This window comes from Burkholderia sp. Tr-862, assembly GCF_011753085.1.
Lineage (GTDB): Bacteria > Pseudomonadota > Gammaproteobacteria > Burkholderiales > Burkholderiaceae > Burkholderia > Burkholderia ambifaria.
Genome location: NZ_VWWG01000099.1, coordinates 1 through 25968, shown reverse-complemented (window position 1 = coordinate 25968; position 25968 = coordinate 1). Strand labels below are relative to the sequence as shown.

The window sequence follows — 25968 nt, the reverse complement described above, 5'->3', positions numbered from 1 at the left end:
CGCGCAGGTGCGCACGACGCTCGACGCGCCGCTGCAGCGCTTCGCGCGCGACACGCTGACGCGCGCACTGACCGAGCTCAACGCGCCCGCGCACCGGCGCAACGTGCAGGACGGCGCGGTCGTCGTGATCGACAACGCGACCGGCGAGATTCGCGCGTGGGTCGGTTCGTCAGGGGCGTTGTCGAGCGCACGCGACGTCGACGCCGTGCTCGCGCCGCGCCAGGCCGGCTCGACGCTCAAGCCGTTCCTCTACGCGCAGGCGATCGACGAGAAGCGGCTGACGGCCGCGTCGCTGCTCGACGACGCGCCGATCAACCTCGCGGCCGGCGGCGGCCTCTACATTCCGCAGAACTATGACAAGGATTTCAAGGGCTGGGTGAGCGTGCGCACCGCGCTCGGCGGCTCGCTGAACGTGCCGGCCGTGCGCACGCTCGTGCTCGTCACGCCGCACCGCTTCGCGCGCACGCTGACCGCGCTCGGCCTGCCGCTCGCGCAGGAAGGCGATTACTACGGCTTCAGCCTCGCGCTCGGCAGCGCGGACGTCACGCTGCTGTCGCTGACGAATGCATATCGCGCCCTCGCGAACGGCGGCGTCGCGCGCAAGGTCGTCGACCTGCCGGCGCCGGCGCCTGCTTCCGGCGCGTCGACACCAGGACATGCGGACAACGGCACGCGCGTATTCAGCGAAGCGGCCAGCTTCGTCGTCACCGACATCCTCTCCGACAACAACGCGCGCGTACGCACGTTCGGCTTCGACAACCCGCTCGCGACGCGCTTCTTCTCGGCGGTCAAGACCGGCACGAGCAAGGACATGCGCGACAACTGGACCGTCGGCTTCACGTCGCGCTATACGGTCGGCGTGTGGGTCGGCAATGCGGACGGCTCACCGATGTGGGACGTGTCGGGGGTGACGGGCGCGTCGCCGGTGTGGTCGGCCGTCGTCGGCTACCTGCATCGCGACCTGCCGAGCCGTGCGCCGAAAGCGCCGGCCGGCGTCGAAACGCGCCGCATCGCGTTCGAGCGCGACGTCGAGCCGTCGCGCAACGAGTGGTTCGTCGCGGGCACGGCGCTCGACACGATCCGGCTCGCGGCGCCCGTCACACCGGGCAAGGACGGCGCGCGCGCACCGCTGGCGATCGGCGCGCCGACCGACGGCACGATCTTCGCGATCGATCCGGACATTCCGCCGAAGAACCAGCGGATCTGGTTCGAGCGGTCGTCCGGGCATGCCGCGCGCTTCGCATGGCGGCTCGACGACAAGGTGATCGGGCACGCCGACCGCATCGCGTGGATGCCGTGGCCGGGCCGGCACCGGCTGGAACTGGTCGACGCGCGCGGCAACGTCGCGGATGCGATCGGCTTCGAGGTGCGCGGCGCGTTCGCGAAGCCGGCCGCGCGCAAGCCCTGAGCGGGTGAGCCGGCCGCGTTCGCCTTCGGCGGCCGGGCGGGAAATCGATTGCCGGTGCGCCCGGAAAATTCGCGCGCCTGCTTCAAACGGGCCAGCAACGCGCCGATTCGGCACCTAGAATGTGAGCAGGGCCGTATGCCCTGCGCTCACCGGCTATCTTCTTCCCCCGATCGCCCGCGACCATGAACATTCGCCCGCCGCACTTCACCCGCCCCGCGCTGGGCGCACTTTGCGTCGCCGCGCTCGCGACACTGGCGGGCTGCAACGGCGAGGCCTGCTTCGGCGTCGATGCCTGCTTCAACGACAACAACACGCAGACCGTCGCGCTGTCCGGCACGGCCGCCACGGGTGCCGCGCTCGCGAGCGCATCGGTGACGGTGAGTTGCGCGCAAGGCTCGGCGACGACGCTGACCGACGGCGGCGGCAACTACCGCGTGACCGTCAACGCCGTGCTGCCGTGCGTGATCAGCGTCGCGTCGGGCGGCACGAGCCTGCATTCGCTCGCCTACGCGGGCGGCACGTTCAACACGACGCCAGAAACCGAGCTGATGCTCGTCTATCTCGCCGCGCAGCTCGGTACGAACACGGCCGGGCTGATCGGCAATTTCCAGGGGAATCGGCGCTTCCAGCAGGTGATGGGCGATCCGGGCACCGTGCAGGCCGCGCAGTCGGCCGTCGTGACGAATCTCCAGCAGCGCTACTCGGTCACGCTCGCGACGCCGGCGTTTCTGACCACGCCGTTCGTCGTCGGGCAACCGGGCGTCGACGCAGACCTTGGGATGCTGGCCAAGGCCGGCGCGATCGATTCGAACGGGATGCCGGACCCGGTTGCCGTTTCGCTGTTGACGCAGGCCGGCGCCGCGCATCCGCTATAAGCGAACCAAGTCCGTGCGCGGTAGCGGTTGATGCGGCTTACGCCGCCTCCCCGCTCCCGCAAGCGACGCTCGCGGCCTGCTGCTGCGTCAGGTAGCGCAACAGCTTCGTCACCATCCATACGACGATGAACGACAGCGCGACGAAGAACACCGCGAGCGGCGTCAGCACCTGCACCGACACGAAGCCAGCCAGCCCCATCATCGCGGACGACACGAGCAGCAGCGCGCACCCGAGGATCGCGCTCGTCAGCCCCGCGATATGCGGAAACAGCGAATTGCCCTTGGCCATCAGCGTCGGATACATCGCACCCGCGCAGAGGCCCATCACGAGCACCGGCGTCGCGAGCGTCCACACGCGCAGGCCGACGGTCAGCGCCAGCACGAGCATCACGACCGCCGCGACCGCCATCACGCGCGCACCGATGCGCAGCCGCTGCTCGGCGCTCGGCAGCCCGCGCCCGTGAATCCGGTTCGACAGCCCGCCGAGGAAATACATCAGCCCGATTCCGAGCGCGAGATAGCCGAAGAAGGTCGGCGGCTTGTGCAGCGTGGTCTGCACCATGAACGGCCCGACGATGTTGAACACCAGCAGGATGCTGTAGCACAGCCCCTGTGCGAGGAAGCAGCTCTGGAATACCGGGCTCGCGAGCACCTTGCCCGCGTTCGCGATCAGCGTGCGCGGCTCGAGATGGACCGGTTTCGGCAAGGTTTCCCGGTAGTGCCACAACAGCGCCCACATCACCAGCGAATACACCAGCAGGAACACGAGGCACGCGCGCCAGCCGAACCATTCCTGCAGGTGCGCGCCGATCACCGGCGCGATGATCGGCGCGAGCCCCCACGCGATCGACATGTAGGTGAACGCATGCATCAGCGCCTGGCCCGAGAACGAGTCGGTGATGATCGCCTTCGCGAGCAGGTTCGTGGTCGCGATCCCGAAGCCTTGCAGGCAGCGCGCCAGCACGAACGTCTCCAGGTTCGGCGCGCCGAGCGACAGCAGGCAGCCGATCGTGTAGATGACGAGCCCGAACGCGAGCACGCGCTTGCGTCCGTACGCATCGGCCACCGGGCCGAAGATCAGCTGGCCGAGCGCATAGGCGGCCATGTAGCCGGACACGCTCGACTGGATCGCCTGCGGCGTGGTCGCGAACGAACGCGCCATGTCGGGCAGCGCGGGCACGTAGATGTCGATCGCGAGCTGGCCGGCGGAGGCGAACAGGCAAATCAGGAACAACAGGAAGCGCGGCGAGTTCGATTCGCGCGCGGGATTGAGCGAGGCGTTCATGACAACCGGGAAGGATTCGGACGGCGGCGACACGCGCCCGCCTGTTCGAATGTCGAACAGCGGTGCGCGGCGAAGCGAAGCGCACATTGTGCCTGTTGTTACGCGACGCGACGGCAATACCATGGCGCGGGCGAGGTTGAAATGCCGATTGCGGCATATTCCGACACGCGCAAAACGGGCCGCTCATGGGCCTCGGCGAGTCGCCCCGAGCACCCCACCCAGCCTCGTCCCGCGGTCCCGCCCCGGTTTTAAGCCAGATTTATGCCGGCGCTCGCATAGTCGCTCGTGGCTCCGTCCGTGAGCCGCACGATTCGTTCATTGTTGATTCGATCAGTCTCGTTTGATGGAGATCCGAACATGCGATTCCGTTCGTATATGGCGGCGGGCACGCTGGCGCTGATGCCCGTGCTCGCCATGGCCGGGCAGGCCGACGCCGCTCCGGCTGCACAACCGATGTTCGTCAATGTCAATGGGCAGGCCGTGCCCGTGAAAACCGATACGCGCGTCGTCCAGACCGCCGTCGGCCCGATGCAGGTCCGCACGTGGAGCTGGCACAGCCCGCATGGCGGTGCGAGCTTCGAGATGCAGACGTCGTCGTCGGACAGCATGCCGCCCGCGGCCGCGTTGCGGCAGATGCAGGCCGCGCAGTATCAGATGCAGGCGGCCCACGCGCAGATGGTCGCCATGCAGCAGATGATGGCGCTGCAGCACGTCGCGCTCGCCAACGCGTTCGCGATGCCGATGCCGCAGCCGGTCGGGTTCGCGATGCCGCTGTGGGCAATGCCGGAACCGGTCGTCGTGATCGTGCCGGCGCAACCGTCCACACGTACGCTGGCGCCGGCACCGTCGGCACCGGCCAGGCCGGCCACGCGCGGGCCGGAAATCAAGGCCTGACGCACGGTTCCGTCGCGCGAGCGACCGGGCCGGAAACCGAAACCGCCGGCATGTGCCGGCGGTTTTTCATTTGCGATGCAATTCCACGTCGACGCCCCACTCAGTACTGCGCCTGATCCGTCGGATTCCTGAACAGCTGCTTCATCTCCGGCGACAGCGGATAGTTGAGGCTCACGCCCTTCGGCGGAATCGGCTGCATGAACCACTGGTCGTAGAGCTTCTCGGCCGCGCCGGAAGTCTGCAGCTTCGCGATCACGCCGTCGACCACGTGCTTGAACGCAGGATCGTCCTTGCGCATCATGCAGGCGTAGTTTTCATGGACGAGCGGCGTGCCCGCCACCGTGTACGCGCCCGGGTTGCGGTCCTTCGCGATCTCGCCGTACAGCAGCGGCTCGTCCATCACGAACGCGACCGCGCGCCCCGTCGTGACGTTCATGAACGCTTCGGCGTGGTCCTTCGCGCTGATGATCGTCATGTTCATCCCCTTCTCCTCGTTGAGCTTGCGCAGCAGGCGCTCGTCCGACGTGCCGGCCGTCGTCGCGACCGTCTTGCCGGCCAGGTCCGTGAAGTCCTTCACGCCCGAATCCTTGCGCGTGCTGAAGCGGATCCCATACAGGAAGATGCTGTTCGAGAACGCGGCCTGCTTCTGCCGCTCCAGCGTGTTGGTCGTCGACCCGCACTCGAAGTCGATCGTGCCGTTCTGCAGCAGCGGAATCCGGTTCTGCGACGTGATCGGGATTTCCTTCACCGTCAGGTTCGGCGCCTTCAACTCCGCCTTGAGCGCGTCGATGATGCGCGCCGCGATGTCGCGCGAGTAGCCGATGTTCTTCTGCTGGTTGTCCGAATACGAGAATGGCACCGACGATTCGCGGATACCCAGCGACACGATGCCCGTGTCCTTGATCTTCTTCAGCGTGCCGGTGAGCGCCTGCGCGTGCGCGGTGCCTGCCAGTGCGCAGGTCAGCGCGACGGCCAGCCAACGGAAGCGGCGATCCATGCTTTTCTCCTGACGAAACGTTGATCGAATCGCGATCGTACGCCCGACAAAATTCGCGTCGCATCAGGGAAAGCGTAAGGAGCCTGCCGGCGCGGCCGCGCAGGGGCGCCGGATTTGCCGTGGCGCGCAAACGCGCGTGGATCCCACGTTGCGGCCGACCCGACGCGTTCGGTCGCGTCCTGCCTGCCGTGTCGTGGGCATCCGACCCGCAGTCGTGGTGCAACGCAGCAACGCAATCGTTTGCGGTCATCCGATTTTTTCTCCTAAAACGACTCAAGAAGCGCGCGCGGCAGCCGTTACCCAGTGCATGGCGCGTCGCAGCAACCTCGCGGCATACGTCAGACAAGAACGACAAGGTCCGGTGTTCCTCCGGACCCGGCACGACCGCCAGCACGACGGTTATCTACGAGGATCGCTTCACCATGAGAGCCACACGTTTCAATTTCGCGCTGGCCCGCTCCGCTCATGCGCGCATGCTCGCCGGCATGCTGTCCGCCGCCGCCCTGCTTCCGCTCGCCGGCTGCGGCGGCGGTGGCGGCGACGGCAGCAACCCGTCTTCCTCCAACGCGGCTCCTGCTCCCGCGCCGTCGCCCGCACCGGCGCCGACGACGCCGCCCGCAACCAGCGGCAACAACGCGTGCACGACGCAGCAGGCCGCCGCGCAGATGGCCGCCCAGACCACCGCGCCAGCCGAGCCGCCGGTCGATCACCTGATCGTCAAGCTGAAGACGCTGACGGCCACGCGCGCGATGGCGGCCCTCGACACCGGCACGCGGCTCGACGCGGTGATCCAGCGCTCGATCACGCGCTGGTCGGCACCGACGGCGACCAGCGCCGCACGTGCGTATGCCGCCGTGACGGCGTCGCAGGCATCGCTGAACGTGCAGGTCGAGCGGACGCTGTCGGATGGCGCGGCCGTGCTGTCGATCGGCCAGCGTATCGCGTCCGCCGACGCGGCGACGCTCGCGCAGGCATTCGCGGCCGACGGCGACGTCGATTACGCGGAACCGGATCATCCGATGCGGATCCGCGACACGCCGAGCGACCCCGCGTACAGCCAGCAGTGGTATCTGTCCGATGCGAGCGTCGGCATCAACACCCCGCCCGCCTGGACGCGGACCAAGGGTACGCCGACGGTCGTCACGGCCGTGCTCGACACCGGCTACCGGCCGCACCCCGACCTCGTCGGCAACCTGCTGCCCGGCTACAGCTTCATCTCGAACGTCAACACGAGCAACAACGGCCAGACGCGCGGCACCGATGCGACCGATCCGGGCGACTGGGTCACGCAGCAGGAACTCGACGATGCCAGCGGCCCGTACTATCACTGCGCAAGCGAACCGAGCACCAGCAGCTGGCACGGCACCCGCGTGATGGGCGTGATCGGCGCGAACGCCAACAACGGTATCGGCGTCGCAGGCGTATCGTGGCTCGGCCGGATCCTGCCGGTGCGCGTGCTCGGCAAGTGCGGCGGCAAGACGAGCGACATCGCCGACGCGATGCGCTGGGCGGCCGGCATTCCGGTCGCCGGCGTGGCGACCAACCCGAATCCCGCGAAGGTCATCAACCTGAGCCTGGGCGGTGTCGGCGCATGCAGCGCGACGTTCCAGCAGGCAATCGACGACGTGAACGCGAAGGGCGTGACCGTCGTCGTCGCCGCCGGCAATGACGGCCTGTCGACCGCGTTCGACCAGCCCGCGAACTGCCGCGGCGTGATCAGCGTCGGCGCGACGGACGCGACCGGCCGCCGCGCATCGTTCAGCAACTTCGGTTCCGACGTCGCGCTGAGCGCACCGGGTGTCAGCATCCTGTCGACGGCCAACAGCGGCACCACGACGCCGGGCGCGGACACGTACGGCTCCGCGAGCGGCACGAGTCTCGCAACACCGCAGGTATCGGGCATCGTCGGGCTGATGCTGTCGGTGAACGGCAACCTCACGCCCGCGCAGATCCAGCAGAAGCTGCAAGGCGGCGCGCGTGCGGCGATGCTGCCGGCCAGCACGTCGTGCACCGCGCTGCCGGCCGGCGCCGGCATCGCCGATGCAGGCGCCGCCGTCACGGCGGCCATGCAGTAAGCCGCACGCTGCGTCGACGCGACCGCGCGCATGCATTGCCATGCGCGCGGTTTTTTTCATGGGCGGAGCCGACCTCGTCGCGCTAACGTTCTGCAAGAATTGCCTGAAAATAAAGGGCGGAAAAAAGGTTGACGCTTCGCACGACGACCCATTACCATCGCCCCGTCTGATTACATGGAGTGTTCTGTGAACACCGATGCGAGTTGTAGTTGGTCCTCGACCAACTTGACTGCTGCCTGAGGAAACCGCGCAGAGCCTCGTCTTCTGCCGCATCCCGGGAAGCAGGATGCGGCGCCCTTCCGGCCTGATTACCGGCCAGAATCCCCCGCCAAATTTTTTTCGATATCGCCGAATGCCCGCGCTGCGTAACCGTACGCTGCCGCGCGTGTGTTCGTGCTGCGCGCAGCCCGAGCTGCGCGCGTGTTCCGTTCGCGTGCCATTGCGCCGCGCGCCTTCGTGCGTGCGCGGCTGCCGATCGCCCGTGCCCGCTACCCGCAACCGACAGGAGTACAGATGAACCCGGACGACAGTAGTCGATTATCGCTCGCCGGTGCGCCGCTGCGCATCGATCCTCCGACCGCAACACTGCGCGCGCCGGCGAGCGTCCCCCCCTTTACCGATCCACACCCGATCGCGCCTGACGCGACGCGGCGGGGAGCGCTCGTGCGTCGATAACGTCACGGTCGCTCCCCGCCCGCCGCCTCGTGCGCAAGGAGCGACTCATGACACAACGCAAACCCACGCAAAAGAAACAGCGCGGCTTCATCAACGCCGGCCCCGGTCAGCAGAACGAACCGCGCATCATGCGCGCCGCGCAGGAAGCGGCCCGCCCGCTCGAAGAGACCTTCAAGTCGCTGCGCACCAGCACGCGCGGCCTGACCTACGACCAGGCCGCCGATCGTCTTCAGCACCACGGTCCGAACGAAATCGCGCACGACAAGCCGCCGCACTGGACCCGCCAGTTGCTGCACGCGTTCCACAATCCGTTCGTCTATGTGCTGCTGGTGCTGGCCGCGATCAGCTTCTGCACCGACGTCTACTTCGCGGCGCCCGGCGAGCGCGACTACGTCGGCATGACGATCCTGCTGACGATGGTCACGATCAGCGCGCTGCTGCGCTTCGTGCAGGAATTCCGTTCGCTGCGTGCGGCCGAAAAGCTCAAGGCGATGGTCCGCACGACGGCGACCGTGCAGCGCTCGGTGACCGACACGTCCGAGCCGGCGCGCCGCGAGGTGCCGATGCGCGAAGTGGTGGTCGGCGACATCGTGCATCTGTCGGCCGGCGACATGATTCCCGCCGACGTGCGCCTGCTCGCGTCGCGCGACCTGTTCATCAGCCAGGCCGTGCTGACCGGCGAAGCGCTGCCGGTCGAGAAGTACGACACGCTCGGCGCGGTCGCCGGCAAGTCGGCGCACACGGGCATGGCCGGCACGCCGGGCGCGGCGAATGACGCGTCGACGTCGCTGCTCGATCTCGAAAATGTGTGCTTCATGGGCACCAACGTGGTAAGCGGCACCGCGACGGCCGTCGTCGTCGCGACCGGCGAGGACACCTACTTCGGTTCGCTCGCGCGCAACGTCGTGAGCCACAAGCGCATCGAGACGAGCTTCGATCGCGGCGTCGCGAGCGTGAGCTGGCTGCTGATCAAGTTCATGTTCGTGATGGTGCCGATCGTGTTCATGATCAACGGCCTGACCAAGGGCGACTGGCTGAGCGCGCTCACGTTCGCGCTCGCGGTGGCCGTCGGCCTCACGCCCGAGATGCTGCCGATGATCGTCAGCGCGAACCTCGCGCGCGGCGCGATCGCGATGGCGCGCCGCAAGGTCGTCGTGAAGCGGCTGAACTCCGTGCAGAACTTCGGCGCGATGGACGTGCTGTGCACCGACAAGACCGGCACGCTCACGCAGGACAAGATCATCCTCGAACACCATCTCGACCTGTCCGGCCACAAGAATGAGGACATCCTGCGGCTCGGCTGGCTGAACAGCTTCCATCAGAGCGGCCAGAAGAACCTGATCGACATCGCCGTGGTCGCACGCGCCGACGAGATCGGCGAGCGCGTGAAGCCGCAAGGCTACAAGAAGATCGACGAGCTGCCGTTCGATTTCGTGCGCCGCCGCCTGTCGGTCGTCGTCGAGGACACGCACGGCACGCACCTGCTGATCTGCAAGGGCGCGGTCGAGGAAATGCTCGCGGTGTCGACCCATGTGCAGGACGAGGACGGCGTGCGCCCGCTCGACTTCGTCGCGCGCAAGCGGCTGCTCGAACAGGCGAACGCGTACAACGAGGACGGCTTCCGCGTGCTGGTGCTCGCGACGCGCACGATCCCGCGCGGCGACGAGCGCGAGCAGTACCGCACCGCCGACGAGCGCGACCTCGTCGTGCGCGGCTTCCTGACCTTCCTCGATCCGCCGAAGGAATCGGCCGCGCCGGCGCTCGCCGCGCTGCGCGAGAACGGTGTGTCGGTGAAGGTGCTGACGGGCGACAACCCGACCGTCACGATGAAGGTCTGCCGCCAGGTCGGCCTCCAGCCAGGCAAGCCGGTGCTCGGTGCCGAAATCGAGGCGCTCGACGACGCGACGCTCGCGCAGGTCGTCGAACGCACGACGGTGTTCGCGAAGCTCACGCCGCTGCAGAAGGCGCGCATCGTGAAGGCACTGCAGGCGAACGGCCACACGGTCGGCTTCCTCGGCGACGGCATCAACGACGCGCCCGCACTGCGCGATGCCGACGTCGGCATTTCGGTCGACAGCGGCGCCGACATCGCGAAGGAAACCGCCGACATCATCCTGCTTGAAAAGAGCCTGATGGTGCTCGAGGAAGGCGTGATCAAGGGCCGCGAGACATTCGGCAACATCCTGAAGTACCTGAACATGACCGCCAGCTCCAACTTCGGCAACGTGTTCTCGGTGCTCGTCGCCAGCGCGTTCCTGCCGTGGGAGCCGATGCTCGCGACCCAGCTGCTGGTGCTGAACCTGATCTACGACACGTCGCAGATGCTGCTGCCGTGGGACCGCATGGATCCGGAGTTCCTGAAGAAGCCGCGCAAGTGGGAAGCCGGCAACATCAGCCGCTTCATGCTGTGGGTCGGCCCGACGTCGTCGGTGTTCGACATCACGACGTACATCCTGATGTGGACCGTGTTCGGCGCGGGCGCGATGTATCACCTGCACGGCGGCACGGGCGGCCAGGTCGTGATGAACTCGGGCTGGTTCATCGAGAGCCTCGTGTCGCAGACGCTCGTCGTGCATCTGCTGCGCACGCAGAAGATCCCGTTCCTGCAGAGCACGGCCGCACTGCCGGTGCTGCTGTCGACGTTCACCGCGATCGCCATCGGCTGCTGGCTGCCGTTCTCGCCGTTCGCAGATTCGCTCGGCTTCATGCACCTGCCGGGTACCTACTGGCTGTGGCTTGCGGCGACGATGGTCGGCTACATCCTGCTCGCGCAGATCGTCAAGACGATCTATGTGCGTCGCTACAAGCAGTGGTTCTGATTTCCTCCGGACGACGGCGTGCCGGCCCGCTCGGGCCGGCCGCCGCCGACGCACCAAGGGTAACGTGATGAAAAGAATGCTTCCGCTCGCGGCCGCGAGCGCCCTGCTCGCGCCACTCGACGCCTTTGCCGCCCACCCGCTCGTCAGCGACGACACGGGCACCCAGGGCAACGCGAACTGGCAGTTCGAGCTCAATGCCGAGGAAACCTCGAAACAGGACGAAAACGGCCGCCACCAGATGTGGAACGCGACGCTCACGCGCGGCTTCGGCGAACGCGTCGATCTCTACGTCAACGCGCCGTACACGCATCTGCAAACGCGTACCGACGAGAATGGCGCCGGGTTCGGCGATGTCGAGATCGGCATGAAGTGGCGGTTTGTCGAACGCGGGCCGCTGTCGCTCGCGCTGAAGCCGATGGCGACGATGCCCACTGGTAACGACCGGCGCGGGCTCGGCACCGGCCGCGTCGGAACCGGCGCGACGCTGCTCGCGCAAATCGACGTGTCGCGGTTCTCGTTTCTCGCGAATGCGGGAATGACGTACCAGCCGAATCGTCAGGGCGACCTGACGTCGATCTGGGCCGTCTCGGGCGCGGCGATCTACAAGGCGACCGACACGCTGCAGATCGTGGCGGACGTCGGCACGTCGCGCAACGCGGAAAGCGGTGCCGGCGCGAATCCGGCGTTCGTGATCGCGGGTGCGATCTATTCGCCCAAGCCCTGGCTTGATCTCGACATTGGCTACCGGCACGGACTGAACGACCAGACCTACCGTCACTCCGTGATGGGCGGGTTGACGGTGCGGTGGTGATACCGCGGTGATGCGGCCGATGCCGCATGTCGAACGGTCATGCGACGGACCGCCTGCGGGCGGTCCGTTTTTTCATCCGGCGTCGTTCGCGCCGAACAGTTGCGCGCACACGGCGCGCCCCTCTTCGGTCAACGCGGCACTGCCGGTGCCATCGTCGCTCAGCGTCGTCGCGCTCAGACCGGCGGCGTCGAGTTGCGTCAGCACGCGACGCAGCGTGCTCATCGGCAATTGCGTGCGCTTCGCGATCTTCGGCAGCGACCAGGTCTTGCCGGACGGATCGGTCGCGGCTTCGTGCAGCGTCGCGAGCGTCGCGACGAGTGCGGGATCGAGTGGAGCGTCGTCGGATTCAGAAGTCATCGGTTCGGATTCGTGAGCCGGCACCGGGCCGGGATTCAGGAAGGATGCCATCGTGGGCACTATACGCCGCCGTTACGCGCCCTTGATCGCCGCGCGCATGAACGACACGAAACGCGTGGTCACCGGATCGTCGCGCTCGGACAGCCATGCGAGCCCGACGCGCCATTTCGCGTCCCTGCCGTCGAGCGGCAGGACGGTCGCATCGCGCAGCAAATACTGCGCGCCCGACGGAATGAACGCGACGCCCACGCCGGCCGCAACCGACGTGAGCACCGATTGCACGTCCTCCGCCTGCTGCGTGACCTGCGGCACGAAGCGCCGCTCGACGCACCACCGGTCGATCTGCGCGGCGAGGCCCGGGCCGCGCGCGCGCTGCAGCGCGATGAAGCCGATCTCGTTGAGCACGTCGAGATCGGCCGGCACGCGCTTGAAACCGAGGTGCGGCGGCACCGCGAGCGCGAGCGCCTCGTCGATCACCTTGAACGACGACAGCCCTTCATCGGACGGCAGACGCAGGAAGCCGGCGTCGAGCTTGCCGGCGCGCAGCCGGCGTGTTTGCTCGGACGACGACAGGTCGCTCAGCGTGACCGCGATACCCGGATTGCGACGACGGAATTCCGCGACGAGTTTCGGCACGAGCGTCAACACGGACAGGCAGATGCCGAGCCGCAGATGACCGCGTTGTCCGCTGGTCGCCTCCCGCGCACGCGCGAGGATCTCGTCGGCATCGCGCACGAGCGCCTGCGCATCGGGCAGGAAGCGTTCACCGAACGGCGTCAGCTCCGCGCCGTGCCGGCCGCGCTCGAACAGCTTGCCGCCGAGGCTCGCCTCGAGCGCGCCGATCTGCTTGCTCAGCGCCGGCTGGCTCATGTGCAACGCGTCGGCCGCGCGGCTGAAATGGCTGAGCTCGGTGACCGTCAGGAAGGTGCGCAGCAGTTTCAATTCCATTCTTTAAAGGAATCGTATCGATCGAAACATTCATTTTACTGATCGAACGCGGTGACGTTCAATACGGGCATGCCCCTCCTGGAATTCACTGTCATGTCCGTTGATCATGCGGCCGAGTGCCTGACCGATATCTCGTGCGACACGGCGGTCGCCGACGAAAGCCGTGTCGAGCCCGATGCGCCGGCGCCCGAGCGTCGTGCCGCACGTGTCGACGGACGCAGCCGCCGCTTTCGCTTCGGCGATGCGCTGGACGACGCGCCGCCGCGCGCCGTCACGGGTTCGATCGCGATCAGCTTCGCGGTCGTGTCGCGGCGGAACTGGCCGCGCTGAGCCTGCTCCTCGCGCGCATTGCCCCGGACGCGCACTTCGACCCTCCGCAAAAAAAACAGCAGGAATTCGCCCGCATCACGCACCATTGCGTACACATCGATCGTCATCGCCACGCGATCGACCTTATAATTTCCCGCACCCGCTCACTGCCCATGCATTTCGCGCCGCCACAACGCGCGTGAAAAGGAGACTTTCGCTTGACCGGCCTCATCGCGCGCCTGCCTCGCGCCCGGACCATCCTGATCCTCGCCCTCTCGTTCCTGACACTCGCGTTCGCAACGAACGCGTCCGCGCAGCGCGCGCAGCCGCATCGCACCGCGGCGCCGCATGTGCAGGCGAAAGTCGTCAAGAAGGCCCCCGCCCACCGCAAGAACAAGGCCGTCAAGCACCGCCGCCCGCGCGTCAAGCATCACTCGGTCAAGCGTCACGCCGCACCCGCGCCGCAGCACCGGCGCGCGAAACGCACGAACGCGGTGCGTCAGCGTCCCGCCGCGAAGCCGCGCCTGCTCGCGAGCTGCGGCTACAGCCCGCGCGCGGTGCGCTCGCTGCACTCACGCGCGGCCTACGTGCTCGACGTCGATTCCGGCACGCCGCTGCTGGCCCGCAACGCAGGCACCGTGCGGCCGATCGCGTCGATTTCGAAGCTGATGACCGCCGTGGTCGCGCGCGACGCGGACCGACCGCTGAATGGCGTGCTGCGCGTCACCTCACGCGACCGCGACACGATCAAGTTCACCGGTTCGCGGCTGCCGATCGGCGCCGAACTGTCGCGCCGCCAGATGTTCCATATCGCGCTGATGTCGTCGGAAAATCGTGCGGCTGCCGCGCTGAGCCGCGATTATCCGGGCGGCCGTGCCGCGTTCGTGAAGGCGATGAACCGCGAGGCGCGCCGGCTCGGGATGCGCCATACGCATTTCCGTGAGCCGACCGGGTTGTCGCCGCACAACGTGTCCACCGCCGAGGATCTCGCGCGGCTCGTCGGCGCGGCCGCGCAGGATCCGCTGATACGCTACTTCTCGACGGACACGTCGACCACCGTGCAGGCCGGCGACGGCGAGCTGCTGTACGTGAACTCCGATCCGCTCGTCCGCAACGGCAGCCTGCCGATCCGGCTGCAGAAAACCGGCTTCATCAACGAATCGGGGCACGGCGTCGTGATGCGCATGCGCGTGAAGGGCCGCCGCGAAACGATCGTGCTGCTCGGCGCACCGACGCGCGCCGGCGTGTCGAGCGATGCAGTGAAGATCCATCGCTGGCTGAACTGCTCGATCCAGTAAGCACGACGCGCGCGGCCGGCGCGTACCTTCAAAGGAGCGGTGCCATGCAGGACGAATACCGTTTCAACGCATTCGGGCGCCTGCTAGCCGCCGTGCGCTCGAACGGCCGCTGGGCCGTGTTCGATCTCGGCGCCGAAGGCAAGCGGCGGCCGGCCAATCTGCAGATTCCGTCCGCGCTCGCCGCGGACGAACTCGCGCAATATCTCGGCGACTTGCTGCACGAGAATGCGTCGCCGAAGTACCAGGACGTCGTGCCAGTTCCGGTTCCGTCGCCGCGCCGCGCGTAGCGCCAGGCCGCGCCGCTCACCCGCTCATTTCGGCCGCTGCCGCGCCGACGCCTGCCATTCCCCCCGCCCCGATCGCGCCCACGCACCACGCATCCCGAACCCTCAATCAACTCGACAGTCAAACTTGCAAGTTTAACTGTCGTGTTCTATGCTCCACCGCATGACACCACCACGCACACCCGGCGTTTCCGCCGACACCGTCGCCACCGAGCTGACCCTCGCGGTCGGCCAGCTGATCCGCCGGCTGCGCTCCGAGATCGACTCCGAAGGGCTCGGCATGTCGCAGACGAGCGCGCTCGCGCGGCTCGAACGACAGGGTCCGATGACGACCGCCGACCTCGCCCGCGCGGAGGCGATGAAGCCGCAGTCGATGAAGGCGATTCTCGCGAGCCTCGAGGAAGACGGGCTCGTCGAACGCGAGCCGCACCCGACCGACGGCCGCCAGATCCTGTTCCTGCTGACCGCGGCCGGCCGCGAAGCACGGCGCAAGCGCGACACCGCGAAGCACAAGTGGCTCGGCGCCGCGATCGAGAAGCTCGACCCTGAAGAGATCCGCACGCTCGCCGCCGCGATTCCGCTGATCCGGCGCATCGGCGAGCAATGACCGCCGCCTGCGTGCGGCGCGGCATCCGCGCGCACGCGTTCCTTTGCCCCATTCACGGAGCACCAGCACCATGAGCACAACCCGTCTCGACACGAACACGGCGCTCGTCGTCATCGACCTGCAAAAAGGCATCGTCGCGCTGCCGACGTCCCACCCGGTCGCCCCGGTGATCGAGCGCACGCGCGAACTGCTCGATGCGTTCCGCGAGCGCGGCCTGCCGGTCGTACTCGTCAACGTCGACGGCGGCGCGCCGGGCCGCACGCAGCAGCAGGCGCGTCTGGAGGCTCTTCCTGCCGACTGGTCCGACCTCGTACCCGAACTCAACCGCCAGCCGGGCGACCACGTCGTGACGAAGAAGACCTGGGGCGCGTTCACCGCCACCGGTCTCGACGCGTACCTGAAAGCAGCCGGCGTCACGCAGATCGTGCTGACCGGCGTCGCGACCAGCATCGGCGTCGAATCGACGGCACGCCAGGCGCACGAACTCGGCTACAACGTGACGCTGGCGGTCGACGCGATGACAGATCTCAACGCGGACGCGCATACGAACAGCGTCGAGCGGGTGTTCCCGCGTCTCGGCGAGACGGGTTCGACGCAAGAGATCCTCGCGCTGCTCGACCGGCGCGGCGCATGAACGACACGCGCGCTCGGCCGGCGCCGGGCCATCCGGCCGCCCGGCTCGATCCGTCGATCTGGAAAGTCGGCGCGGTCGCGACGCTCGGCAGCCTGCTGTCGCAACTCGACGCGACGATCGTCAACGTATCGCTGTCGAGCCTCGCGACCGACCTGCACGCGAGCCTGTCGACGATCCAATGGGTGACGAGCGGCTACCTGCTCGCGCTCACGCTGGTGTTGCCGCTGAACGGCTGGCTGGTCGACCGCATCGGTGCTAAAGCGCTGTACCTGTGGTGTTTCTCCGCGTTCACGCTGACGTCGGCGCTGTGCGGGCTCGCGTGGTCCGCGCCGTCGCTGATCGCGTTCCGCGTGCTGCAAGGCGTCAGCGGCGGGCTGCTCGCGCCGATGGCGCAGATGATGATCGCGCGTGTGGCCGGCCAGCAGATGGCACGCGTGATCGGTTATGCGGCGGTGCCCGTACTGATCGCGCCGATCCTCGGCCCGGTCGTTGCCGGTGCGATCCTGCAGCACGCGTCATGGCGCTGGCTCTTTTTCGTGAACCTGCCGGTCGGCGCGCTGGCGCTTGCGCTGGCCGTGTGGTTCCTGCCCGGCGATCGCGACGAAACGCAGCGGCGCGAACTCGACTGGGCCGGCCTCGCGCTGCTGTCGCCGGCGCTTGTGCTGTTCCTGTATGGCGCGGAGCGGATCGACGCCGTGCCGGGTATCGCCGCAATCGCGGGTTCGGTGCTGCTGCTCGCGGCGTTCCTGCGCGTCGAGCGACGCAAAGGCGAGCGTGCGCTGATCGACGTCGCGCTGTTTCGCGCGCGCGTGTTTGGCGCGGCCGCCGCCACGCAGTTCCTGTCGAACGGCGCGATCTACGCGGGCCAGATGCTGATTCCGGTGTTCCTGATCCAGGCGTGCGGCCGCTCGCCCGGCGAGATGGGCTGGCTGCTGGCCCCGCTCGGGCTCGGCATGCTCGTCACGTATCCGTTGATGGGCGCGCTGACGAGCCGGTTCGGCGTGCGCCGGCTGGCCGCCGCCGGCGCGATGCTCGCGCTCGTCGCGACGCTGCCGATCGTGTATCTCGCGCTGGCCGGCTACGATCCCTACGTGCTGGTGCCCGCGCTGTTCCTGCGCGGGATGGGCCAGAGCGCGATCGGCATCCCGTCGATGTCCGCCGCGTATGCGTCGGTCGACCGGCGCAACCTGCCGATGGCGACGACGTCGCTCAATATCGTCCAGCGCCTCGGCGGCCCGACGTTCACGACGATCTGCACGCTGTTTCTCGCATGGCGGCTGCAGGCCGAATCCGTGTCGACGGGCGGCACGCACGGCGTCGCCTACGCGTGGGCATTCGGCCTGCTTTGCGCGCTGCATGCGGCGAGCTTCGTGACGACGCTGCGGCTACCGCGATGGTCGAGCGGCGCGGGCGCACGGCCGACGGGGGCGCGCGAGCCGGTTCGCGCTGAATGACGGGGTCTCCTGCTACACGACAGCCGGTTCCTGCTGCGCCGGCGTCATGCCCGTTGCTGCCAGCGCCTGATGCAGCGTCGGGAAAGATGCACGACGCGCCGACGATCTCCGTGATCCGATGGCGCGCCATGTCCGCATGCAGGTAACGGTTGACGCGTCCGAACAGCACGCCGATCCGGCGCGCGTGCAGCGCGTTGACGAGATCGGTGATCGTCCGCGCGGCCGTGTAATCGAGATCGGTGATCGCGCCCGCGTCGACGACGAACCAGCGCAATGGCACCGGCGATGCATCGACGAGCTCAGCGAAGCCAAATTGGAATTCCCGCTGCGATCCAATCGATCGTGGTGGGTGGCATCGAAATCGATCGCATATTGCTCTCATTGCCTGGCCTGCGAGATGCCCGCGAACACGTCGCGGATGGCCGACGCGCGGCGAACCGGCAGAATGCCCTTCAGCAGCCGCGCGCGCGACGGCCGGCTTTCGTTGGAATCTTGCATGCGTGAAATGCGTGGATGACCTGATCGACGTGGAAACGGGAGGCGCGAAGTCGTTCGCGCGTCGTGCCCCGCGCGGGCATCGCGTGGCAAGTGCACAGTGTGTTGCGCGATGTGAACCCCAGCAAAAGCCACGCAATGGTGAGGACGTCCGGGCGCCCCACGTCGTGCATTCGCGGCGTCCGGCCGGAACCCGATGGCACAATCACGGTCCCTTTCATGTGCCCTTCATCGGGCGCGCGCCGCATCGCGGCGCAGATTCAACGCACGAGAAGGACCCTGCCTGCCCTTATGACCCTGAACGAATCCTGGTTTGCGCCGCTCGTCGGCCTCCTCATCCTGCTCGCCGCCGCCGGCGCGATCACGGCCGCCGTCCATTTCCTGCTGTTCCGCGTGGTCGCGCGCCTCGCGCGGCTGTCGGCCACGCGCATCGACGACGCGCTGTTCGAGTTCGGCGCATTCAAGTGGCTGAACCGCATCGTGCCGTTCGTCGTGATCAAGCTCGGGCTCGTGGCAGTGCCCGGTATCCCGGCCGTGGCCGCGCAGGCCGCCGACAAGGTGCTGTTCGCGCTGATCGTGTTGCTGGTGTCGATGACGATCAGCGCGACGCTGTCCGCGCTCGAACATACGCATCGCACGAGTCATCGCGACCAGCCGCGCCTGTCGCTGAAAGGCGCGATGCAGCTCGTCAAGCTCGTGATGTTCATCACGGCCGCGCTCGTCGTGATCGGCGACGCGACCGGCAAGCAGATCGGCCTGCTGCTGTCGGGCATCGGCGCGATGTCGGCGGTGCTGATGCTGATCTTCAAGGACACGCTGCTCGGCCTCGTCGCCGGCGTGCAACTGTCGTCGAACGACATGCTGCGGATCGGCGACTGGATCACGATGCCGTCGGCCGGCGCAGACGGCACCGTCATCGACATCACGCTGAACACGGTGAAGGTCGCGAACTTCGATCACACGATCATCACGGTGCCGACGTGGAAGCTGATCACCGAGAGCTACCAGAACTGGCGCGGGATGACCGAAGCCGGCGGACGCCGCATCAAGCGTGCGCTGTTCATCGACGCGACGAGCGTACGCTTTCTCGACAACGACGAGATCGAACGGCTCGAACGCCTGACGCTGCTGAAGGACTACCTGGAAGACAAGGTCGACGCGATCGCGCAATGGAACGGCACGCTCGGCACGGCGGGCGAATGCCCGGCGAACCGCCGCCAGCTGACGAATCTCGGCACGTTCCGCGCGTACGTCGCGAACTACCTGAAGGGCCATCCGCGAATCCGCCGCGACATGACGTGCATGGCGCGCCAGCTGCCGCTGACCGCCGAAGGCATTCCGCTCGAACTGTACTGCTTCACCGACACGACGAGCTGGGTCGACTACGAGACGATCCAGGCCGACCTGTTCGATCACCTGATCGCGGTGCTGCCGGAATTCGGGCTGCGCGTGTACCAGCACCCGTCGGGCTTCGACATGCGCCGGATGGCCGGCGCGGCGCAAGGCGAACTGCAGGCGCCGCACGCGCGGTAATGCTTGCCGCGACGGCCCGCAACGGGCCGCCGCTCGCGATCCCGCAGCGCGGCGCGCCGTGCGCCGCTCACCGCCCCGCGCACTCGGACGCGAGCCGCCCCACCACCTTCAGCGCGTCCTCGATCTGCCGCGACCACGGATAGCTGTAGTTGAGCCGGATGAAGTGCCGATAATCGGCGCTCGCCGAGAACATATGGCCGGGCCCGATCGTGATTCCCTGCGCGAGCGCGAGCGCATACAGCTTCATCGCGTCGACCTGCGGCGGCAACTCGACCCACAGCACGTACCCGCCCTGCGGCTGCGACAGCCGCGTGCCCGCCGGGAAGAAACGCCGCACCATCGCGCTCATCAGGCTCGCCTGCTGCGCATACTGCTTGCGCATCCGCCGCAGGTGGAAATCGTAGCCGTCGTGCTTCAGGTATTCGGCGATCGCGAGCTGCTCGATCGCGGGCGTCGCGAGCGTGTTCAGGAATTTCAGCTTCTCGACCTGGTCGCGGTAGCGGCCCGGCATCGCCCAGCCGATCCGGTAGCGCGGCGACAGGCTCTTCGTGAACGACGCGCAGTGCAGCACGAGCCCGTCGCGGTCGTACGACTTCAGCGCGCTCGGCGTCGTGTCGCCGAAATGCAGCTCGTGGTAGACGTCGCTCTCGATCGCGGGCACGCCGTGCTTCGCGAGCAGCTCGACGAGCGCGCGCTTGCGCGTATCGGGCATCTGAAAGCCGAGCGGATTCTGGAAATTCGGCATCACCATGCACGCGGCGATGCGCTCGCGCTCGAGAATCCGTTCGAGCGCGTCGAGATCGATGCCGTCGCCCGGATGCGTCGCCACCTCTAGCGCGCGCATGCCCATCCGTTCGATCGCGTGCAGCATCGCGTAGAACGTCGGCGACTCGACGGCGATCGTGTCACCCGGCCGCGCGACGGCCTGCAGGCACAGGTTGATCGCCTCGGTCGCGCCGATCGTCATCACGATCTCGCCGGGCTCGACCGCGATCCCGCGCTCCGCATAGCGCCGCGCGATCTGGCGGATCAGTTCCTGGTTGCCGGGCGGCAGGTCGTCGATCACGCCCCAGCGCGTGCGACGCCGCCCGATCGCCTGCGCGTAGCGCGCAAGACGCTGCACCGGGAACTGCGACGCGTCGGGATACGGCGAGCCGAGCGGCACCGCGTCGTCACGCGCGATCGAGCGCAGCGTCGACAGCACGAGCCGGCTCACGTCCACCGCCGACGGCTCGGCCGCCGGCGCCGACGTGTGCAGCTCGGCCTCGGCCGGCTCCGTGACCCGCGCCCGCACGAAGTAACCCGACTGCGGCCGGCTCTCGATCAGGCCGCGGCTCTCCAGCACGAGATACGCGCGCAGCACGGTCGTGACGCTGAGCTGCTGCTGCCGGCTCGCCTGCCGCACCGACGGAATCCGCTCGCCCGACCGGTATACGCCGCGCTCGATCTGCGCCTGCAGATCGTCGGCCAGTTGTTCGTAACGCTTCACGCGCCTCCCTTTCAACTTCCCTTCAACAACACAGTTGCGACCCACACTCCCCGAATGGCCGCAACTGTACTCTTTTTTGAAGATAAGAGGTGTACACACAGCAGCCCGGCCGCCGCGCGTACTCTCACTGCATCGACCCTGAACACCCGCATCATGAAAAAGAAATCCGCCGCTCCGCGCATCGAACCGTATCACCACCCGGCCGCCGGCTGGGGCGCGCTGAAAGCCGTCGCGATCAACCTGATCAAGGAAAAGGTCACCGGCGGCAACTACCGCACGCTGCTGCGCCAGAACCAGCCGGACGGCTTCGACTGCCCGGGCTGCGCGTGGCCCGACCGCCAGCATGCGTCGACGTTCGAATTCTGCGAAAACGGCGTGAAGGCCGTGGCCGCCGAAGCGACGAGCAAGCGCGTGACGCCCGAATTCTTCGCCGCGCACACGGTCACCGAGCTGCTCGAACAGACGGATTTCGAGCTCGAACAGCACGGCCGCCTGACCGACCCGATGGTGTACGACGCCCGCACCGATCGCTACGTGCCGATCGCGTGGGACGACGCGTTCGAGCTGATCGCGCGTCACCTGCGTGCGCTGCCGGACCCGAACCAGGCCGCGTTCTACACGTCGGGCCGCGCGAGCAACGAGGCGGCGTTCCTGTATCAACTGCTGGTGCGGCGGTACGGCACGAACAACTTCCCCGACTGCTCGAACATGTGCCACGAGGCGACGAGCCGCGGGCTGCCGGCTTCGGTCGGCGTCGGCAAGGGCACCGTCACGCTCGACGATTTCGAGCACGCGGACATGCTGCTGATCTTCGGCCAGAACCCGGCGACCAACCATCCGCGAATGATGGGCGAGCTGCGCGAATGCGCGAAGCGCGGCGCGACGATCGTGTCGATCAACCCGCTGAAGGAACGCGGGCTCGAGCGCTTCGCCGATCCGCAAAGCCCGCTCGAGATGCTGACGATGTCCGGCACCGCGATCGCGTCGACGTTCATCCAGCCGACGATCGGCGGCGATTTCGCGCTGATCAAGGGGATGGCCAAGCGCGTGCTCGAACTCGACGACGCCGCGCGCGCCGCCGGTGCGCCGCGCGTGCTCGACACCGCGTTCATCGACGAACACACGGCTGGCTTCGACGCGTTCGCCGACGATCTGCGCAACGAAAGCTGGCCGGCGCTGACGGCCGAAAGCGGTGTGTCGTACGACCAGATCGACGCGCTCGCGCAGCGCTATGCACGCAGCGAACGCGTGATCGCGACGTGGGGAATGGGCATCACGCAGCACAAGCATTCGGTCGCGACCGTGCACATGCTGACGAACCTGATGCTGATGCGCGGCAACATCGGCCGCCCGGGCGCCGGCCTGTGTCCGGTCCGCGGCCACTCGAACGTGCAGGGCAACCGCACGGTCGGCATCGAGGAAAAGCCGTCGCAGGCGTTCCTCGACCGGCTCGGCCACGTGTTCGACTTCGAGCCGCCGCGCCATCACGGCTACGACGTCGTCGAGACGATCGAAGGCATGCTCGAAGGCCGCGTGAAGGTGCTGATCGGCCTCGGCGGCAACTTCGCGATGGCGACGCCCGACACGCCGCGCACGTGGGAAGGCCTGCGCCGCTGCGATCTCTCCGTGCACATCACGACGAAGCTGAACCGCAGCCACCTGATCCACGGCCGCGACGCGCTGATCCTGCCGACGCTCGGCCGCACCGAGATCGACCTGCAGGACAACGTGCCGCAAGGCGTGACGGTCGAGGACTCGATGAGCATGGTCCACGTGTCGTACGGGATGAACAAGCCGGCCTCCGCGAACCTGATGTCGGAGCCGGCGATCGTCGCACACATGGGTCATGCGCTGTTCGGCAGCGGCACGATCGACTGGCTCGCGTACAAGGACGACTACGCGAAGATCCGCGACGCGATCGAGGCGACCCTCGACGGCTTCTACGACTACAACGCACGCATCGCGCGGCCCGGCGGCTTCCACCTGCGCGTCGCGTCACGCGATCGCGAATGGCTGACGCCGACGGGCAAGGCGAACTTCATCGCGCACGCGCTGCCGACCGACACGCCGATCCAGCGCGCCCGCGCGCTGCACGGCGAGCGCCTGATGACGCTGATGACGACGCGCTCGCACGACCAGTACAACACGACCGTCTACGGGCTCGACGACCGCTATCGCGGCGTGTTCGGCCAGCGCCGCGTGGTGTTCGTCAACCGCGACGACCTCGCGATGCTCGGCCTGAAGGCCGGCGACTGGGTCGACATGGAAACCGTGTGGCACGATGGCATCGAGCGGCGCGCCAACGGCTTCCTGCTCGTCGAATACGACATCCCGCGCGGCTGCATCGGCGCGTACTACCCGGAAACGAACCCGCTGGTGCCGCTCGACAGCGTCGGCGACGTGTGCAACACGCCGACGTCGAAGTCGGTGCCGGTCCTGCTGCATCGCGCGGCCGCGCCGGCGTCGACTGCCGCCTGACGGAGCGCCGCGATGATCGTTCGGCCGCGCGAGCACTGGCTGCGGATGCTGCTCGTCTGGAACGGATCGGTGCTGCCGACCATCCTGCCGCAGCTCGTGCTGACGCTCGCGATCAGTCTCGTCGCGGTATGGGGCGGCGGCCGCGTGCTCGGCGAGAAGGTGCCGCTGAACCCGACGCCGTTCACGCTGATCGGCCTCACGCTCGCGATCTTCGCGGGGTTTCGCAACAACGCGAGCTACGAGCGCTACCGCGAGGGCCGGCAGCTGTGGGGCGGCGTGCTGACCGCCACCCGCACGCTGGTGTCGCAAGCACTCTGCTACGGCGCGATCGACGCCGACGACGCCGCGCGGCAGGCGTTCGTGCGCAAGGTCATCGCGTTCGTCCATGCGCTGAAGCATCAGCTGCGCGGCACCGATCCGGCGGCGGACCTGCGCGCGCTGCTCGACGACGGGACCCATGCGCGCATCGTCGCGGCCCGGTATGCGCCGATCGCGATCGTTCATGAACTGCGCGAGGCATTCGCCGCGCGCGCCGACGCGGGGCGTCTCGCCGATACGCGGCTCTGGATGCTCGACGCGCGCCTCGACGATCTCGTGTCGATGGTGAGCGGCTGCGAGCGCATCGCATCGACACCGATCCCGTTCTCGTACGACGTACTGCTGCACCGGACCATCTACGCATACTGCGTGCTGCTGCCGTTCGGCCTGGTCGACTCGATCGGCGCGGCGACGCCGTTCGTCACCGTGTTCGTCGCGTATACGCTGATCGCGCTCGACGCGATCGCCCATGCGATCGCCGAGCCGTTCGGCGACGGACCGAACCACCTCGCGCTCGATGCGATGACGCGGATGATCGAGCGCACGCTGCTCGAACTGAACCACGAGCCGCTGCCGGCGGAAGTGACGCCCGGCCCGGCGTATCGGCTCACCTGACGGGCCGGGCGCCTCCGACGCCCCGTCGGCCGCTGCTCGTTCAGTCGCGGCGGCCGCGCAGGAAGTGGTCGTGCCCGGCAACCGCGTCCGCGATCCGCCTCAGCAACACGATGCCGCGCAGCAGCGCGCGTGCCCCGTCGCTGTCGATATCGGCCACGCGCCGCCGCAGCAACCGCGCAGCCGTATCGCAACTGCGCTCGATCCGGGCGAAATCCGCGAGCGCGGCGCGGCCGCGCACCACGGCCACCGCGCGACGCGCGGCCGGCTCCCGGGCCGCCAGCTCCGCGAGCGACAGCAGGCTGTCGCCGATGCCCCAGATCGCCAGCAGGTCGCGCATGTCGCGCTCAATCAGCGTTTGCGGCAGCGTGCCCGCGAACCCGAGCTCGCGTCCGAGCCGGTCGGCCGTGCGACTGAGCCACGCGCTTGCCGACCAGCCGCGCGGGTGCCGGGCGATATCCGCCAGGTCGCGGCGCACCGCGCGATGCAGCCGACGCCGGCTCGTGCCCGGATCGCCCGGAAACACGAGCGCGAACACCAGCACGCCGAACGCAATGCCGAGCAGCGTCGACAGCGCGCTGTTCAGGAACGCCGCATCGCCGATGCGCGCGGTGTTGTCCGGAGACGTGAAATTCCAGAAGAAGATCGAGAAAGCGCTGCCGAGCGCGGCGGTGCGCGGATGGCGCATCGCGAGGCCCGTGCCGATCATGAACACGCCGATGATGTACGCGAGCGTCTCGAAGCCCGAGACCGCCGGCAGCAGGATGAAGTTGCAGACGATCCCCGCCACCGCCGCGCAGGCCGTGCCCTTGAGGAACCCGATGGCGGCCCGGGCCGAGTTCGGCCGGGTGGAGAACAGCGCGCCGACCACGGCCGTGATTGCAACGAAACCGGCGCCCGACGGCCATGCGGTGACGATCCAGATCGCCGACGCGACCAGCACCGCGATGAACGCGCGAATGCCGTTGTGACACGCGAGCACCGCGTCGCGATGAAAGGCATAGCGGACCCGCGACGGCGGCGGAACCGGCAGGTCGACCCGTGCCTTGTTGGCAAACGCGTCGTCGAATCCGGCGAGCAGCGTGCTCAGCCGGTCGAGCGTGAGCAGGCGCGAGTCATTCGAGCCCGTCGGCTCGGCGGCCTCGACGTGCAACGCCTGGTCCACCCGCGCACGCAGCGCCGCCATCTCGGGCCCCGCTTCCCCTGATGCAGCGACGCCGTCGAGCACCCGCGCGGCCTCGGCGACCAGCGGGTCCGGCGCGTCGCCGCTGCGCGCCGCATGCGCTTCGATCGCCTGCGCGGCCGCATGCGCG

At 68.0% G+C, this 25968-nt stretch carries 21 protein-coding genes and 1 pseudogene; 15 read left to right on the top strand and 7 right to left on the bottom strand.

All coding sequences use genetic code 11. The features are described 5' to 3' along the window. On the top strand, positions 1–1408 hold a 1408-nt coding region (locus F3J14_RS23120; protein WP_247682274.1), incomplete at its 5' end, for a penicillin-binding transpeptidase domain-containing protein. A gap of 182 nt (positions 1409–1590) precedes the next feature. Then, positions 1591–2283, top strand: a complete 693-nt coding sequence (locus tag F3J14_RS23115) for a hypothetical protein (protein ID WP_166724988.1) — start codon at positions 1591–1593, stop codon at positions 2281–2283. Between the two features lie 37 nt (positions 2284–2320). Here F3J14_RS23115 and F3J14_RS23110 read toward each other — a convergent pair whose 3' ends face one another. Then, positions 2321–3568, bottom strand: a complete 1248-nt coding sequence (locus F3J14_RS23110) for a multidrug effflux MFS transporter (protein WP_166724987.1) — start codon at positions 3566–3568, stop codon at positions 2321–2323. A 357-nt stretch (positions 3569–3925) separates the two neighbouring features. On the opposite strand from F3J14_RS23110, the gene F3J14_RS23105 reads away from it, so the two are divergent. Next, complete coding sequence (locus F3J14_RS23105) at positions 3926–4462, top strand: hypothetical protein (RefSeq protein ID WP_166724986.1); 537 nt, start codon at positions 3926–3928, stop codon at positions 4460–4462. A 100-nt stretch (positions 4463–4562) separates the two neighbouring features. Here F3J14_RS23105 and F3J14_RS23100 read toward each other — a convergent pair whose 3' ends face one another. After that, positions 4563–5459, bottom strand: a complete 897-nt coding sequence (locus tag F3J14_RS23100) for a glutamate/aspartate ABC transporter substrate-binding protein (protein ID WP_006752358.1) — start codon at positions 5457–5459, stop codon at positions 4563–4565. 422 nt (positions 5460–5881) lie between these two features. On the opposite strand from F3J14_RS23100, the gene F3J14_RS23095 reads away from it, so the two are divergent. The 3 genes from F3J14_RS23095 (at position 5882) to F3J14_RS23085 (ending at position 11839) form a co-directional block, all read left to right on the top strand. Beyond that, a complete protein-coding gene (locus tag F3J14_RS23095) occupies positions 5882–7534 on the top strand; it encodes a S8 family peptidase (RefSeq protein ID WP_166724985.1) in 1653 nt (550 codons plus the stop codon). A gap of 722 nt (positions 7535–8256) precedes the next feature. Then, positions 8257–11028, top strand: a complete 2772-nt coding sequence (gene mgtA, locus F3J14_RS23090; protein ID WP_166724984.1) for a magnesium-translocating P-type ATPase — start codon at positions 8257–8259, stop codon at positions 11026–11028. Between the two features lie 67 nt (positions 11029–11095). After that, a complete protein-coding gene (locus F3J14_RS23085) occupies positions 11096–11839 on the top strand; it encodes a transporter (RefSeq protein ID WP_166724983.1) in 744 nt (247 codons plus the stop codon). 72 nt (positions 11840–11911) lie between these two features. On the opposite strand, the gene F3J14_RS23080 is transcribed toward F3J14_RS23085, so the two are convergent. Both F3J14_RS23080 and F3J14_RS23075 read right to left on the bottom strand, forming a co-directional pair. After that, positions 11912–12196, bottom strand: a complete 285-nt coding sequence (locus F3J14_RS23080; protein WP_166724982.1) for a transcriptional regulator — start codon at positions 12194–12196, stop codon at positions 11912–11914. 72 nt (positions 12197–12268) lie between these two features. Next, positions 12269–13144, bottom strand: coding sequence for a LysR substrate-binding domain-containing protein (locus tag F3J14_RS23075; protein ID WP_012366223.1), 876 nt, complete (start codon positions 13142–13144; stop codon positions 12269–12271). Positions 13145–13237: 93 nt separating this feature from the next. Between F3J14_RS23075 and F3J14_RS23070 the strand changes: the two genes are divergently transcribed. From F3J14_RS23070 to F3J14_RS23045, 6 genes are all read left to right on the top strand, one after another. Further along, a complete protein-coding gene (locus F3J14_RS23070; RefSeq protein ID WP_211080384.1) occupies positions 13238–13474 on the top strand; it encodes a hypothetical protein in 237 nt (78 codons plus the stop codon). A gap of 197 nt (positions 13475–13671) precedes the next feature. After that, the gene (locus F3J14_RS23065; protein WP_166724980.1) at positions 13672–14751 is read left to right on the top strand and encodes a serine hydrolase; all 1080 of its coding nucleotides are present in this window, start codon (positions 13672–13674) and stop codon (positions 14749–14751) included. Positions 14752–14795: 44 nt separating this feature from the next. Next, positions 14796–15038, top strand: a complete 243-nt coding sequence (locus F3J14_RS23060; RefSeq protein WP_166724979.1) for a hypothetical protein — start codon at positions 14796–14798, stop codon at positions 15036–15038. 148 nt (positions 15039–15186) lie between these two features. Beyond that, complete coding sequence (locus tag F3J14_RS23055) at positions 15187–15642, top strand: MarR family transcriptional regulator (RefSeq protein ID WP_166724978.1); 456 nt, start codon at positions 15187–15189, stop codon at positions 15640–15642. 70 nt (positions 15643–15712) lie between these two features. Further along, positions 15713–16276, top strand: coding sequence for a cysteine hydrolase (locus F3J14_RS23050; protein WP_166724977.1), 564 nt, complete (start codon positions 15713–15715; stop codon positions 16274–16276). After that, complete coding sequence (locus tag F3J14_RS23045; protein WP_166724976.1) at positions 16273–17730, top strand: DHA2 family efflux MFS transporter permease subunit; 1458 nt, start codon at positions 16273–16275, stop codon at positions 17728–17730. The genes F3J14_RS23050 and F3J14_RS23045 overlap by 4 nt, the downstream gene beginning before the upstream one ends. A 12-nt stretch (positions 17731–17742) precedes the next feature. Here F3J14_RS23045 and F3J14_RS23040 read toward each other — a convergent pair. Further along, positions 17743–18031: pseudogene (locus F3J14_RS23040) on the bottom strand (sodium-independent anion transporter); the annotation flags it as partial. A 485-nt stretch (positions 18032–18516) separates the two neighbouring features. Between F3J14_RS23040 and F3J14_RS23035 the strand changes: the two are divergent. After that, positions 18517–19758 (top strand): mechanosensitive ion channel family protein, encoded by a 1242-nt coding sequence (locus F3J14_RS23035; RefSeq protein ID WP_166724975.1) that lies wholly within the window; start codon positions 18517–18519, stop codon positions 19756–19758. A gap of 67 nt (positions 19759–19825) precedes the next feature. Here the strand turns inward: F3J14_RS23035 and F3J14_RS23030 are convergent, their stop codons facing one another. Further along, positions 19826–21247 (bottom strand): PLP-dependent aminotransferase family protein, encoded by a 1422-nt coding sequence (locus F3J14_RS23030; RefSeq protein ID WP_166724974.1) that lies wholly within the window; start codon positions 21245–21247, stop codon positions 19826–19828. 153 nt (positions 21248–21400) lie between these two features. On the opposite strand from F3J14_RS23030, the gene F3J14_RS23025 reads away from it, so the two are divergent. After that, entirely contained in the window at positions 21401–23725 is a 2325-nt protein-coding gene (locus tag F3J14_RS23025; RefSeq protein ID WP_166724973.1) for an FdhF/YdeP family oxidoreductase, read from the top strand. A 12-nt stretch (positions 23726–23737) separates the two neighbouring features. Continuing rightward, positions 23738–24658, top strand: coding sequence for a bestrophin family ion channel (locus tag F3J14_RS23020; protein ID WP_166724972.1), 921 nt, complete (start codon positions 23738–23740; stop codon positions 24656–24658). Between the two features lie 40 nt (positions 24659–24698). On the opposite strand, the gene F3J14_RS23015 is transcribed toward F3J14_RS23020, so the two are convergent. Beyond that, on the bottom strand, positions 24699–25968 hold a 1270-nt coding region (locus F3J14_RS23015; protein WP_166724971.1), incomplete at its 5' end, for an FUSC family protein.